We start from the raw sequence: 13214 nt of genomic DNA on the forward strand, positions 1-13214 counted from the left end.
CCATGTTCCGCGGCCCCCGTCTCGCCACCCAGGTCCTGCTCGCCCAGGTCCTGGCCCTGGTCGTCGTCCTCGGCGCCGGATTCGCCCTGACGGTCGCCCTGTTGCGGAACTCCTCGGAGCGGCAGTACGAGCAGCGGGCCCTCGCCGTCGCCCGCACCGTGGCCGAGGACCCGGCCGTGACGCGGCGCGTCGGCACGGGCCCCGGCCCCGACGCCGGGGTGGCCCGCCTCGCGGAGGCGGTCCGGCGGCGCACGGGCATGCTCTTCGTCGTCGTGACGGACCGGCGCGGGATCCGCTGGTCGCACCCCGACCCGGCCGAGGTCGGCAAGCCGGTCAGCACACCGCCCACCGCGCTCGACGGCCACGAGTCGGTGTCCGTCCAGCGCGGCACCCTCGGCGACTCCGCCCGCGCCAAGGTCCCGCTGCGCTCCGCCGACGGCACGGTCGTCGGCGAGGTGAGCACCGGGGTACGGGTCGGGACGGCGCTGGAGGCCGCGGCCCCGCTGATCCGCGAGCAGGGCGCCTTCTCGGCCGTCGCCCTCCTCGTCGGCACCGGCGTCGCGGCCCTGCTCACCCGGCGGCTCAAGCGGCAGACCCTCGGCCTCGAACCGGCCGAACTCGCCGACCTGCTGCGCGAGCAGCAGGCCGTGCTGCACGGCGTCGGCGACGGCGTCCTCGCCGTGGACCCCGCGAACCGGGTCACCGTGTGCAACGAGGAGGCGGCCCGCCTCCTCGACGGCCCGCTGCCGCCGGGCACCCCGCTCGACGACGCCGCCCTGCCCGAACCCCTGCGCCGCGTCCTGACGGAGCGTCAGGAGTTGCGGGGGAGCGCGGCGTTGGTCGGCCGGCGGCTCCTCGTGGTCAGCGCGCAGTCCGTCCGCCGCGGCGGACGCGACCTCGGCCACGTCGTCACCCTGCGGGACCGCACGGAGCTGGACGAGCTGGAGCGCGAACGGTCCGCGCTGCGCGCCCTCTCGGACGCCCTGCGCGCCCAGGCCCACGAGTACACCAACCGCCTGCACACCCTCTCCGGCCTGCTCGCCGCCGGCGACGTCGCCGAGGCGCGGGACTACCTGCGCGAACTGGCCGCCGCCCCGCTGGCCACCGAGAGCCGCGACGGCGCCCGCCTCGCCGACCCGTACCTGCGCGGACTGCTGGCGGCCAAGACGGCCACCGCCTCCGAACTCGGCGTGGAACTGCGCCTGGACGAGGATTCCCACCTGCCGGGCCGCCTCACCGAACCGCTGGACGTGGTGAGCGTCGTCGGCAACCTGCTGGACAACGCCGTCCGCGCGGCCGCGCACGGCCAAAGGCGCCCCGCCTGGGCGGAGCTGAGCGTCCTCGCCGAGGGCGGCACCCTGCACGTCGCCGTGGCCGACAGCGGGGACGGGGTCCGGCCCGAGGACGCCGAGCGGCTGTTCCGCCGGGGATTCACCACGCGGCGCCCCGAGGAACGGCCGGGCCACGGCATCGGCCTCGCCCTCGCCCGGCAGCTCGCCGCCCGGCACGGCGGCGAGGTGCGCCTGGGCCAGACCGGCGGGGACGGACACGGCGCGGTCTTCCTGGCCCGCTTCCCCGGCGTCCTGGAACACCGCGCCGAACAGGTCGGAACACAGGGAGGTCAACAGTGATACGCGTCCTGGTGGTGGACGACGACTACCGCGTCGCCGGCCTGCACGCCCGCTACGCGAACGCGGTCGACGGCTTCACGGTCGTGGGCACCGCCCACTCCGCGGCGAAGGCGGTGGAGGCGAGCCGTGCCCTGCGGCCCGACCTGGTCCTGCTCGACCTCTACCTGCCGGACCGGCTGGGCACCGAGGTGCTCCCGGCGCTGGCCGGCGACGTCCTCGTGGTCACCGCCGCCACGGAGGCCGCGCAGGTCCGCGCGGCGCTCGGCCGCGGCGCCGTCGGCTACCTGATCAAGCCGTTCGACGAGCGCGAGCTGAGGAACCGCCTGACCGCCTACGCCCGTTACCGCGCCCAGCTGGCCACCGGCCGCACCCTCGACCAGGCCCAGGTGGACCGCGCCCTGCGCACCCTGCACGGAACGGACCGCTCCACCCGCGCCCGCCGCCCCCGCGCCACCCTCACCGGGACGCTCGTGGCCGACACCCTCGCCGCCCTCGACGGCCCGGTCACCGCCGGCGCCCTCGCCGAACGCCTCGGCATCTCCCGCCCGACGGCCCAGCGTTACCTCGCCGACCTGGCCGCCGACGGCACCGTCCGCATCGCACTGCGCTACGGCGCCGCCGGCCGCCCCGAGCACCTCTACACCTGGAACCGCCGCGCCCCGAGGCCGGCTTCGGACTGAACCCCCGCCCTCACCCCCGTCCGGGCCCCCGCCCTCACTCCCCGTCCCCCTCGCTGCGCCGGCACACCAGCACCCCGGGCACCGCCGCCAGCCGCACCGTGAGCGCGGCGGCGTCGCCGCGCCCCTGCACCTGGAGGGCGACCTCCACGACCTGTTCGGGGTCCTGCCCGGCGGGCCCGGTCACCGTGCGGAGTTCGTGTACGGAGAAGCCGCCCTGGGTGCACCGGTCCAGGAGTTCCCGCAGCACGCCGCGTCCCTGCAGATAGGTGATCCGGTAGGCGGCCGTCGCGCCGCCCGGTGACGGGAGACGGCTCAGCAGCGGGCGCAGACCGTACGACACGGCGAGGTACACCGCGACGGCCAGCGCCGCGAGCAGCGGAAGCCCCGCCGCCGCGGCCGCCCCCACGGCCGCCGTCAGCCACACCGTCGCCGCCGTCGTCAGCCCCTGCACCGACCCGCGGTGGACGAAGATCACACCCGCGCCGATGAAGCCCAGCCCCGACACGATCTGCGCCGCGACCCGCGACGGATCCAGCACCACCGTCCCGGCGTGCACCACGTCCGCGAACCCGTACTTGCTCACCAGCATGAACACCGCGGCCCCGCTGCCGACCGTCGTATAGGTCCGCAGCCCCGCCGCCTTGTGCCGCAACTGCCGCTCGACCCCGATGACCCCCGACAGCACCACCGCCACCAGGAACTCGGCAACCTGCACCCAGCCCTGACCGGCCGGCTCGCTCATCCACGCCGCCATGGTCACGCTCCCCCGGAAACCGGGGCCGGGACGGGCCGGGCGGACGCTTCCCACGGAGACCAGCAAAGAAGGGGCATACCCGCTCAAACGATCCCACCCGCCGCACGCTACGGCTTTCCCCGCACCGTCCGCCCGGCGCGCTCAGGGCACGAGGAGGACACGGCCCGCGGGGGCGCGGCTCTCCCGTGCCCGGCGGCGGATCACCCCCGACCCCGTCGCGGCACCAGCCACAGCCCCGCCGGGCTCGGGATCGGCTCCCGGACCGAGACCCGCACCCGCAGGCCCGCCGGGCGGCGCAGCCGCCAGTGGGTGGCGATCGCGGCCAGGGTCGCCATCATCTCCGCGCAGGCGAAGTTGTCGCCGACGCACTTGAAGCGGCCGCCGCCGAAGGGGACGAAGGTGTGCCGGGCCGGTTCCCGGCCGCTGTGCGGGAGCCAGCGCTCGGGGGAGAAGGCGCGGGGGTGCGGGAAGGAGCGGGGGTCGGTGTGGAGGGCGTGGAGGCTGTAGGCGGTGTCCGTGCCGCAGGGCAGCATCACGCCGCCCAAGTCGACGTCGGCGATGGTCCGTTGGGTCACGAGCTGGACCGAGTGCAGCCGCATCGTCTCGAACATCACGGCCCGGGTGTACGGCAGCCGCTCCAGGTCGGCCATGCCCGGCGGGGCCCCGCCCAGCGCGGCGAGTTCGGCGAGCACCCGCTCCTCGGCGCCGGGGCGCAGCGCCAGGTGGAACCAGGCCCAGGCCAGCGTGGCGGGCACGTTGGCGACGCCGCCGATCAGCAGGGCGATGACCTCGTCGCAGACCAGCTCGTCCTCCAGGGGCCGCCCGGTGTCCGGGTCCCGGGCGGCGAGCAGGTGCTCGACCACGTCCCCCTCGCCGGACGCCCCGTGCTCACGGCAGGCCGCGACGGCCTCCCGCACGAGGGCCCGCATCCGGGCCATCGCCGCGTTCCCGCGCCGCACCGGGGGAAGCGGCAGCCGGTCCACCGCCTTCGGCATCATCGGGCGCTCCACGGCCGCCCGTTCGACCACCGGCAGCACCGCGCCCAGCTGGCGCAGCACGCCCTCGGGCATGCGCCCGGAGAAGAAGGTCTCCGCCGTGACCGCCGTCGACAGGCCCTTCAGCTCGTGGAGGACGTCGACCGGGCGGCCCTCCTCCCAGCTGGCGCACCACCTCTCCGCCCGCCCGTGGATCGCCCGCAGGTGCCGCTCGATGCGGTCGGGGGTGAACGCCCGCTGCACCGTGCGGCGTTGGCGGTGGTAGAGCTCGCCGTCCGAGGTGATCAGACCGTGCCCCAGGAGCGGCACCATCCGCTGGAACTGCTTGCCCCGCCCGAAGCTGCGCCCCTTCACGGACTGCACGTGGTGCACCAGGACGGGATCCGTGACCACGTACAGCGGCGCGGTGCCCAGCCGGACGCGCACGAGGGGGCCGGACCGCCGCAGCGACTCCAGGAACCGCAGCCGGTGCCGTACGAGGTGGTGGAGGTGCCCGACCCCGGGCAGGGCCCCCGCGGCGGTGGGCACATCGTCGACGGTCAGCACGGGCCGCTCCCTTCGCGCCACGTCCCTCCGGAGCCTGTCAGTGTGCGGGCCGCCCGGCCGTCCCGGAAGAGGCGCACGGAAACTCCTTCCTGCCCCCGGGCGCCCCGCGTGCCCGTGCCGCAACTCCGCACGCCCTACCGGCCGCCAGGCACGGTGCCAGCATGTTCGGGCGTCGGGGAACCCGCACCCCGCACCCGTCGGCCGCACCAAGGAGGGCACCATGTCCCCGTCGGCACCCGCCCCCACCGTCCCCCTGGCGACCAGCGCCCTTCCCCTCCTGGGCCACGCCCTGCCCATGTGGCGCGACCCCATGCCGTTCCTCCTCGCCCAGCACGCCGTCGCCCCCGTGGTGCGGCTGCGCCTCGGCCCCAAGACGGTCTTCCTGGTCACCCGCCCCGAGCTCGTGCGCGAGGTGCTGGTCACCGGGTACCGACGGTTCGACAAGGGCGGGCCGTTCGTGGACACGGCCCGTACGCTCATCGGCGACGGCCTGGGCACCTGTTCCGCGGCCGACCACCGCTTCCAGCGCCCCCTGATGAACCAGGCGTTCCGCCCGCCGTGCATCGCCTCGTACGCCACCGCCATGATCGAGTGCGCGGAGGAGGCCGCCGCCTCGTGGCAGCCCGGCCAGATCATCGACGTCTGCCGCGAGATGCGCCGGCTCGCCTGCCGCGCGCTGACCCGCACGCTCTTCTCCGACCCCGCCCAGGCCCGCCTCACCGCCGCCATCGAGGAGGCGTACACCGTCCTCATGCCCGGCATGTGGTGGCAGATGGTCGTCCCCGTCGGCGCCGTGCACCGCCTCCCGCTGCCGGCCAACCGCCGCTTCCGCCGCGCCCGGACCACCGCGCGCTCCCTGATCGCCCGGATGGTCGCGGCCTACCGCGCCCGCGCCGACGCGCTCGACGACGGCCTGTCGACGATCATGTCCGCCCGGGACGCCGCCGGCCGGGCCTTCACCGACGACGAGGTCTGCGACCAGATCGCCACCCTCATGATCGGCGGCATCCCCGCCACCGCCGACCTGCTCGCCTGGACCTTCCACGCCCTCTCCCGGGACGCCGCCATGGAGCGGGCCCTCCACGCCGAGATCGACGCCCTGCCGGGCGGGCGCGCCCCCGCCTTCGACGACATCCCCCGCCTGCCCCTCCTGGGCCGCGTCCTGACCGAGACGCTGCGCCTGTACCCCTCGGTGTCGGTCCTCAGCCGCCGCGTCACCGAGGACGCCGAACTCGGCGGGACGCGGCTGCGCGCCGGCGACGAAGTGCTGTTCAGCCCGTACTGCCTGCACCGCGACGCCCGGGTCTTCGAGGACCCCGGACGCTTCGACCCCGACCGCTGGCTGCCCGGCCGGCCGGGCCCGCGGCAGCGGGAGGCGTTCATCCCGTTCGGCGCCGGCACCCGCAAGTGCGTCGGGGACGCGTACGGCATGACGGAGGCCACGCTCGCCGCCGCCCGCCTGGCCTCCCGCGTCCGCCTCGCGCGGATCCCCGGCGGCCCGGCCCCGAGGCCGCTGCTGCGCATGACGCTGTCGCCCGTCCCGCTGCGGCTGACCGTCGAACCCCGCACCGCGCGGGCGGAGGAGGAGGCCGACGGCACCGCGCCCCGCCGCTGCCCCGTTACCGGTGGTTCCCTTGCCGGCTGAGGCGGGCCGTCCGGCCCCGCCGGATCCGGCCCCGGCCCGTCCCCCGGCGGCACCCCCGCTCGCCACGCCCCGCATACGCTGCCCCCTGCCCCCCGCCCGGCACCCCGCCGAGCACGCCGTGATCCGCGAGACCCTCGGCTGGATGCGGCGCTTCGGCTACGTCACCACGCCCGACGAGGAGGCCGCCGCCCGGGAGGCCGGCTTCGGGGAGCTGGGCGCCCTGACCTACCCCCACGGCAGCCTCGAAGGGGCCGCGCTGGCGGCCCAGTTGATGGTGTGGCTCTTCCTCCAGGACGACCGCTTCTCCGAACGGGCCCCGGCCCGCGGCCGGATGGAGGACCTGGCCGACCACATCCTGTGGTCGCAGCGCGTCCTGCACGGCGGCGCCGGCGTCCCGCCGGTCCCCGAACCGTACCTGGCGGCCCTGGTGGACCTGCGCACCCGGATCGCCCGCATGGCCGCCCACAACGAACAGGTCGAACGCTTCACCGACGGCTTCAACCGCTACCTCGGCGCGGCCGCCGCCGAGGCCATCTACCGCTCCCGCGGCCTCGCCCCGGACCTCGAACAGTACCTGCGGCTCCGCGAGTCGACCATCCTCATGCGCGGCATGTGCTTCGTCGTCATCGAACTCGCCGACGACTGCTACCTGCCGGGCCCCGTCTGGGCGCGGCGCGACGTACGCCGCTGCGAACAGGCCGCGGCCCGCGCCATCGCCTTCACCCACGACGTCCTCTCGGGCCTGCGGGAGCTCCACTGGCCCGGGCACACCAACCTGATCACCGTGCTGGCCCGGCGGTTCCGCTGCCCGCTCCACGAGGCCGTCGCCAGGGCGGTGGGCATGTGCGAGCGGCAGACGGCCCTGTTCCAGCGGCTGTCCGCGCCGCTGGCCGCGGAGGGGGACGCCCGCCTCGCCCGCTACGTCCGGGGCATGGGCGCGTGGATCCGCGGCAACCTGGACTGGTCCATGACCTGCGGCCGCTACCACGTCGCCACCCCCCGGACGACGGGCGAACTGCCCGCCCTCTTCGGCGCCTGACCCCTCCCGCGCCCGCGGCCCGGCACCGCGCCCCGCGGGCGCGCGGGGGAGCCGCGCGGGCGAACTGCCCCCCGCCCCCGCCGCGTTCCCCGCCGCCCCCGCCCCGAGGCAGGCCCGAACGGCCCGCCTAGGGTGGGCCCATGCAGATGATCGAGATCGGCGGCGTGGAGATCACCCGCCTCGTGGAGTGGCAGGCCCCCCTCGCCCCCACCACCGCCGTGTTCCCCGACAGCACCCCGGCCATGTGGCAGGACAACGCCTCCTGGCTCGCCCCCGACTTCTGGGACCCGCGGACCGACCACGTGGTGTGCGCGGTGCAGACGTGGATCCTGCGCAGCGAGGGGCGCACGATCCTCGTCGACACCGGCGTCGGCAACGACAAGCACCGCCCCCGCGCCCCCCACTGGAACCGGCGCCACGGCGACTTCCTGGACCGCCTGGCCGCCGCGGGCGTCCGCCCCGAGGACGTCGACGTCGTCGTCAACACCCATCTGCACGGCGACCACGTCGGCTGGAACACCCGCCTGGTGGACGGCGCGTGGGTGCCCACCTTCCCCAACGCCCGCTACCTCATGCCCCGCGCCGACGTCGCCTACTTCGACCCGGCCGCCGGCACCCGGCTGCGCGGCGGCTTCGGCGGCGTCCCCGCGCCCGAGACGGCGGCCGCGATGTTCGAGGACAGCGTCGCGCCGGTCCTGCGGGCCGGGCTCGCGGAGCAGTGGGAGGACGGGTACCGCGTCGACTCCCGCCTGACGCTGGAGCCCGCCCCCGGCCACACCCCCGGCTCGTCCGTCCTGCGCCTCGCATCCGGCACCGAGCACGCCCTGTTCATCGGCGACCTCGTCCACAGCCCCCTCCAGTTCGCCGAGCCCGGCTGCGACACCTGCCTGAGCGAGGACCGGGAACAGGCCACCCGCTCCCGCCTCCGCGTCCTCGAACAGGCCGCCGCCACCCACGCCCTGGTGTTCCCGGCGCACCTGCCCGGACACGGCGCGGCGGAGGTGCGCCGACGCGGCGGCGGGTACGAAGTGGTGAGGTGGGCGGGGTTCGACGCGACGGACCCCGTCGCCTGACCCGCGCCCCGACGGCCCGTCAGGGGGAACCGAACGTGACCGTCACCCCCACCACGTAGGGTTGGCCAGATGACGACCCACCCCTTTGACGCCGCCGTGACCGCCCTCAGCCGTAACGCCTGGCTGCCTTCCGGTGAAGAGGTGGCCCTCGGCAAGGAGTTCTTCCAGCGCCGCGACGCCCTGCAGCAGCGTCTGCTGCCCGGCATGCCCCCCTGCCCCGACCCCCAGGGGTGGGTGACCCAGCACGTCTTCTGGCTCGAGGACGTCGTCGGCGTCATCGACGGCCTCCTCGCCGCCTGGCGCGGCTACCTGCCGGACAGCCACATGGTGGCCCTCCTCGACGGCTACGCCCACCAGGCCCGCCCCACCGTCCCGTACGCGGCCGACCTGCGCCGGGCCTGGGACGCCGAGGACTTCACCCACTGCTCGGTCGAGGAGGCCGGCCTGTGGGAGGAGTGGCACGTCCCCGAGACCGAGCGCCAGGCCCTCGACGCGCTGACCCAACGGCTGATCCCCATCGGCGCGATGCTCGTCGCGGCGGTGGACCGGGGGGAGGCGGCGCTCTGACCGCACGGCGCCGGGCCCGCGGCGTCAGGCCCCCGCCGGCGCGGAGGCGTAGCGGGGCACCTCGTGACACCAGTCGATATTGCCCCGGATCATCGACTTCATGACGGAGACGGTGCGCAGGGCGGCGGCACGGGCCGCCGCTCCGGCGCCGCGCGCCGCCAGCGCGGGCACCAGGCGCGACTCGGCGGCGAGGAAGCCGTCGAGGCAGGCGTGCGTCAGGGCGGCGGCGCGGTCGACGGCTTCCTGCACCGTGCCGCCGTGGGCCGACCGCAGCAGGTGCACCGCGTTGTACGGGTACGCGCTCCGCAGCTCCCGGGGATAGGAGTAGATGTCGTTGACGATCGCGCCGTGCAGGCCCGTCAGCCTCCGCAGCTCCCGGAACTCGGGGCAGGCGCGCACTTCTTCCGGGAGGGCGTCCCCGGCGGCGAGTTCGGCGAAGTTGGTGGAGAACAGCATGCCGTACGAGACGGTGCGGTGCCTCAGGTACTCCTCGATCCCGGGCAGCGGGCCCGCCGCCGCGTCGCGCTCCGTGCGGTAGGCGCGCAGGAAGTCCGCGAAGTCGCCGGCCAGCCGGGCGCACCAGCCGGGGGAGCGGCCGGCCGCGGTGCGCCGCCACAGGTCGCCGAGGGCGGCGCCGAAGACACCGCAGCCGCCGTCCCCGCCGTCCCCGCCGGTGACGGCGGAGGCGATCAGCCGGTCGAGGTGGGGGCTCGCGCTCCGCTCCCGCGCGCCGGGCGCCGGGACGTCGTGGACGTCGTCGTTCCGTACCATCCAGGCGAACCACCGGCAGGCGAGCGCGAGGACGCCGGCGTCGGCGGTGGGGAAGTACCGGGCCGCCGCCCGGTCGACCCACGACTGCTCGATCACGGCCCGGGCCTCCGCGGTCGCCGCGAGCCCCTGCGCCTCCACCCACCGCCACATCCGGCCGCTCGCCTCGGGAAGCGCGGGGTTCACCGCCCCCGGGAACGGACAGCGGAAGTCCGGAACGGTGAACTCCGCCCCGCCCGCGCCGCGCCGGGCCGCCCCCGCCCCCGCGCCCTCATCGCTGCCGCCGCGTCCCATGGCACGCCCCTCGCGTCCGCCGGTCCCTCCCCGAAGGGATACCGCTCCCGCCGGATTCCATGCGGTGTGGCCCCGCCCGGCCGGCTCCGGCATGCTGGAGCCCACACCATCGGGCCGCGACGGGGATGTCCTCATGGCGACGCGGAGTTGCCCTGCCGGCGCGCCGGCCGCCGCGGCGGTCCGGCGGGCGCTGGGGTTCCTGGAACGGGAGGCCGGGGAACGGGGCATGCCGTCGGCCCAACTGGCCCTGGACGTCCGGTTCCGGCAGGGGGTGGACGCCGCGCGGGCCCGAACGGCCCTGCACCGGCTGCTCGGTGCGGACACCGGCTTCGAACTCGGCGACGAGGGCTTCTCGGCCTGCAGGCCCTCGCCCTGCTGCCGCCCCGCCTCCCCGGCACCGCGGCGCTGGTCGCGGCCGCGGCCCGGCAGGTCGCGTGCTGCCGCCGCGGCGACCGCTACTGCTTCTTCCCCCGGGTCCGCGAGTTCCCCGCGGACACCGACTGCACCGCCGTCGCCCTCATCGGCCTGGACGCGCAGCGGCTCCTTCCCGCCGGCGCGGCCCGGCCGGTCGCCCGGCAACTCCTGGCCGCGGCCGCACCGCCCGTACGGCGGCCCGGACTTCACCCCCGGGCCGTCATGGTGTACTGGGACGACGCCGCCGAACCGCGGGCCCTGCCGCGCGGCTTCAAGCAGGACGCCGTCGTCTCCGCCAACGTCCTGCGCGCCCTGCGCACGACGGGCCCGCGCACACCCGGCGACGACGCCACCGGGGTCCACCGGGCCACCTTGCGCCACGTCGAGGACCACCTCGTCTCGCGCCGCTACCTGCACGGCACCCGCTACTACCCGCAGCCCGCGGCCTTCCTGCACGCCGCGGCCAGGCTCTGCGCCGGCTCCGGGACGTACGCACGGGTGCTGCGCGGCCCCCTGCGCCGCGCCCTCCACGACGCCCGGTCGCACCCGCCCGGCGATCCTCTCGGCCTGGCCCTGCTCACCCTCGCCGCCCGCCTCGCGGGCGTCACCGAGGGACAGGAGCAGTGGCGCGGCCTGCTGGCGGCGGCCCAGCGGCCGGACGGGTCCTGGCCCGCCTGCCCGTACTTCCGGATGGGCCGCTTCCCGCTGTACTTCGGCTCCGCCCACCTCACCACCGTCTTCGCCCTGCGGGCGCTGTGGCCGGGACGGGCCGACGGGCCGTCCGCCTAGCCGACTCGGCCGGCCGGGATCTCCGCCAGGGCCGACCGTGTCGGGGCGAGTTCGAAGAGCTCGTACGTCGCCGCGCCCGTGCTCACGAACGGGTCCTCGGCCAGGATGGCCTCCAGGCGGGCGCGGTCCACGCCCCGGGCGAGGAACGCCCCGCCGGTGCGCGGCAGCCGCCGGGCGGCCAGGACGAAGACGCCCGCCTCGAAGTACGGGTCCACATGCGCGTAGTGGGCGGACAGCAGGGCGTCGATCCGGTCGAGCGGGACGCGGTACGTCAGGAGGACGAAGAACATGGCGGCAGTTCACCAGCGCCGCCGCCCCGGCGTCCACGAGCGTTCCCCTCAGGCGCGTTAGCCATCGCCTCATACGCCGCCGCGGCCACGCCGGTCCCGGGGCGGCCGGGTGCCACGGCGAGCGCCAGCCGCAGCCGGGGCGCCCCGTGCGCGAGCGGCCGCAGGACGAGCCCGGCCTCCGGGGCCGGCTCCGGCCGCAGGGCGACCACGCGGTCCCCCGAGGTCAGCTCCGCGGCGACGATGCCGCGCCGTGCGGCCACGGGCCGGATCGGGGGCTCCCAGCCGCCCGCGCGGCAGGCGTCGAGCACCATGTCGTGGTATCCCGGGGCGAGTTCGCGCCGGAACCACAGCAGCGTCTCGCCGTCCAGGTCCGCCCATCCGACGGCCGCGCGGCCGGCCAGCGGATGGTCCGCCGCCATCAGCACGCCGAGCGGTTCGTCGTACACGACGGTCGTGCGCAGTCCCTCACCGTCCACGGGCAGCGTCACCACCGCGAGATCGGCCCGCCCCGACCGCAGCCGCACGAGCTGCCCGCCCGTCGCCACGACGTCGAACTCCGGCTCCCCGCCCGCCTCCCGCACGGCCGACGCCACGCCCCGCAGCACCCCCGCCGGCGTCCCCGGCGCCACCGTCACCCCCACCGGCCGCCGCTCCCGCGCCACCGCCCGCACCACCGCCAGCGCCCGCCCCGCCGCCCCCAGCACCGCCCGCGCCTCCGGCAACAACGCCTCCCCGGCCCGCGTCAGCACCATCCCCGCCGGCGTCCGCCTGAACAGCGCGGCGCCCGCCTCCCGTTCGAGCGCCTTGATCTGCTGGCTGAGCGAGGGCGAGCTGAGGCGCAGGCGCTCGGCGGCACGCGTGAGGTTCGCCTCGTCGGCGACGGCACAGAAGTAGGTGAGCTGGCGGAGTTCCACGGGGACATCCTCGCGGGGCGGGAGCGGGGCGGGCGCACGGGGGCCCGGTACCGCACGGCCGGCGGGGCGCTGCCGGGACAACGTCAGCGGTGCTCCTCCACGTACCTCTTGAGCTTCATGGCCATGACGTACTGCTGCCCGAGGCCGGCGTGGTCAGCCGATGTCGAACAGCGGCCCGGTCAGGGTCAGTCCGAGGTCGTGACCGACGTAGGAGAAGAAGGCCAGCAGCATCAGGCAGGCGCCGGCGAGCGCGATGTCCTTCTGGAAGTGGGTCATCTCCTGCTGGCGGGTCATCGGCTCGGCCTCCTGCCAGAACCGGTGCATGGTCAGGGCGGCGGGGACGAGGAAGACCGCCAGGAGCAGGGCTCCCAGGTCCGCCCACGCGCCGAGGAGCACGCTCAGGGCACCGGCCAGCAGCAGGACCCCGCTGCCGGCGACCGCCGCGGCGGGGGCGGGCAGGCCCTTGGCCGCCGCGTATCCGGCCATCGCCTTCGTCCCGGTGAGGTGACCGAAGGCGGACGTCAGGAACAGCAGGGCGAAGAGAATGCGGCCGATGAGGACCAGGACGTCCATGACGACCTCCACCTGACAAGTGCGGCGGGGAGGGGACTTCCCTCACCGTACTGCGGGGGCGGCCGCCGCGCCGCCGGGGGCTCCTCGACCGGCTCCGCTGGCACTTCCGAGCGGCCGGCGGCTCACCGGTCGGAGAGGTCCACCGGACGCCCGCAGTGCGGTCGCCGGGGGCCGCCGCGGCCCCTTCCTCCGCGCGGAGCGGGATCTCGTACGCGATCGTGCCGTCCGGTACCCGGGCGTCC

13 protein-coding genes are annotated in these 13214 nt (G+C 76.2%); 7 read left to right on the plus strand and 6 right to left on the minus strand.

Annotated elements, in window-relative coordinates; all coding sequences use genetic code 11:
- The first annotated feature begins 2 nt into the window (after positions 1 to 2).
- Both AC230_RS06030 and AC230_RS34235 read left to right on the plus strand, forming a co-directional pair.
- Positions 3 to 1631, plus strand: a complete 1629-nt coding sequence (locus AC230_RS06030) for a sensor histidine kinase (RefSeq protein ID WP_049714832.1) — start codon at positions 3 to 5, stop codon at positions 1629 to 1631.
- Positions 1628 to 2311, plus strand: coding sequence for a response regulator (locus tag AC230_RS34235; protein ID WP_049714833.1), 684 nt, complete (start codon positions 1628 to 1630; stop codon positions 2309 to 2311). Before AC230_RS06030 ends, AC230_RS34235 begins: the two co-directional genes overlap by 4 nt.
- A 34-nt stretch (positions 2312 to 2345) precedes the next feature.
- Here AC230_RS34235 and AC230_RS06040 read toward each other — a convergent pair whose 3' ends face one another.
- A complete protein-coding gene (locus AC230_RS06040; protein WP_049714834.1) occupies positions 2346 to 3065 on the minus strand; it encodes an MgtC/SapB family protein in 720 nt (239 codons plus the stop codon).
- Positions 3066 to 3265: 200 nt separating this feature from the next.
- Positions 3266 to 4606, minus strand: coding sequence for a cytochrome P450 (locus AC230_RS06045; RefSeq protein WP_049714835.1), 1341 nt, complete (start codon positions 4604 to 4606; stop codon positions 3266 to 3268).
- Positions 4607 to 4826: 220 nt separating this feature from the next.
- Between AC230_RS06045 and AC230_RS06050 the strand changes: the two genes are divergently transcribed.
- From AC230_RS06050 to AC230_RS06065, 4 genes are all read left to right on the plus strand, one after another.
- Complete coding sequence (locus AC230_RS06050) at positions 4827 to 6251, plus strand: cytochrome P450 (protein WP_049714836.1); 1425 nt, start codon at positions 4827 to 4829, stop codon at positions 6249 to 6251.
- A complete protein-coding gene (locus AC230_RS06055) occupies positions 6241 to 7290 on the plus strand; it encodes a terpene synthase family protein (RefSeq protein WP_198535427.1) in 1050 nt (349 codons plus the stop codon). Before AC230_RS06050 ends, AC230_RS06055 begins: the two co-directional genes overlap by 11 nt.
- Positions 7291 to 7430: 140 nt before the next feature.
- Complete coding sequence (locus AC230_RS06060) at positions 7431 to 8363, plus strand: MBL fold metallo-hydrolase (protein WP_049714838.1); 933 nt, start codon at positions 7431 to 7433, stop codon at positions 8361 to 8363.
- A 69-nt stretch (positions 8364 to 8432) separates the two neighbouring features.
- The gene (locus AC230_RS06065) at positions 8433 to 8930 is read left to right on the plus strand and encodes a hypothetical protein (protein WP_049714839.1); all 498 of its coding nucleotides are present in this window, start codon (positions 8433 to 8435) and stop codon (positions 8928 to 8930) included.
- Between the two features lie 24 nt (positions 8931 to 8954).
- On the opposite strand, the gene AC230_RS06070 is transcribed toward AC230_RS06065, so the two are convergent.
- On the minus strand, positions 8955 to 9992 hold the full coding sequence (locus tag AC230_RS06070; RefSeq protein ID WP_049714840.1) for a terpene synthase family protein: 1038 nt from the start codon (positions 9990 to 9992) through the stop codon (positions 8955 to 8957).
- Between the two features lie 636 nt (positions 9993 to 10628).
- Here AC230_RS06070 and AC230_RS06075 point away from each other — a divergent pair.
- Complete coding sequence (locus AC230_RS06075) at positions 10629 to 11195, plus strand: hypothetical protein (RefSeq protein ID WP_049714841.1); 567 nt, start codon at positions 10629 to 10631, stop codon at positions 11193 to 11195.
- Here AC230_RS06075 and AC230_RS06080 read toward each other — a convergent pair.
- The 3 genes from AC230_RS06080 to AC230_RS06090 all read right to left on the minus strand — a co-directional run bounded on the left by AC230_RS06080 (position 11192) and on the right by AC230_RS06090 (position 12972).
- Complete coding sequence (locus AC230_RS06080; protein WP_049714842.1) at positions 11192 to 11485, minus strand: YciI family protein; 294 nt, start codon at positions 11483 to 11485, stop codon at positions 11192 to 11194. The two genes, AC230_RS06075 and AC230_RS06080, sit on opposite strands and share 4 nt — an antisense overlap.
- Entirely contained in the window at positions 11467 to 12399 is a 933-nt protein-coding gene (locus AC230_RS06085) for a LysR family transcriptional regulator (protein ID WP_049714843.1), read from the minus strand. The genes AC230_RS06080 and AC230_RS06085 overlap by 19 nt, the downstream gene beginning before the upstream one ends.
- Before the next feature lie 153 nt (positions 12400 to 12552).
- Positions 12553 to 12972 (minus strand): DoxX family protein, encoded by a 420-nt coding sequence (locus tag AC230_RS06090; RefSeq protein WP_049715078.1) that lies wholly within the window; start codon positions 12970 to 12972, stop codon positions 12553 to 12555.
- Between the last annotated feature and the right edge of the window lie 242 nt (positions 12973 to 13214).

Origin of the sequence: Streptomyces caatingaensis (assembly GCF_001187435.1) — a bacterium.
GTDB classification, from domain to species: domain Bacteria; phylum Actinomycetota; class Actinomycetes; order Streptomycetales; family Streptomycetaceae; genus Streptomyces; species Streptomyces caatingaensis.

Coding starts and splice junctions, on each gene's coding strand:
- AC230_RS06070 (WP_049714840.1), bottom strand. CDS start 9,992: ATGGGACGCGGCGGCAGCGATGAGGGCGCGGGGGCGGGGGCGGCCCGG.
- AC230_RS06040 (WP_049714834.1), bottom strand. CDS start 3,065: ATGGCGGCGTGGATGAGCGAGCCGGCCGGTCAGGGCTGGGTGCAGGTT.
- AC230_RS06065 (WP_049714839.1), top strand. CDS start 8,433: ATGACGACCCACCCCTTTGACGCCGCCGTGACCGCCCTCAGCCGTAAC.
- AC230_RS06030 (WP_049714832.1), top strand. CDS start 3: ATGTTCCGCGGCCCCCGTCTCGCCACCCAGGTCCTGCTCGCCCAGGTC.
- AC230_RS06090 (WP_049715078.1), bottom strand. CDS start 12,972: ATGGACGTCCTGGTCCTCATCGGCCGCATTCTCTTCGCCCTGCTGTTC.
- AC230_RS06080 (WP_049714842.1), bottom strand. CDS start 11,485: ATGTTCTTCGTCCTCCTGACGTACCGCGTCCCGCTCGACCGGATCGAC.
- AC230_RS06050 (WP_049714836.1), top strand. CDS start 4,827: ATGTCCCCGTCGGCACCCGCCCCCACCGTCCCCCTGGCGACCAGCGCC.
- AC230_RS06060 (WP_049714838.1), top strand. CDS start 7,431: ATGCAGATGATCGAGATCGGCGGCGTGGAGATCACCCGCCTCGTGGAG.
- AC230_RS06075 (WP_049714841.1), top strand. CDS start 10,629: ATGGTGTACTGGGACGACGCCGCCGAACCGCGGGCCCTGCCGCGCGGC.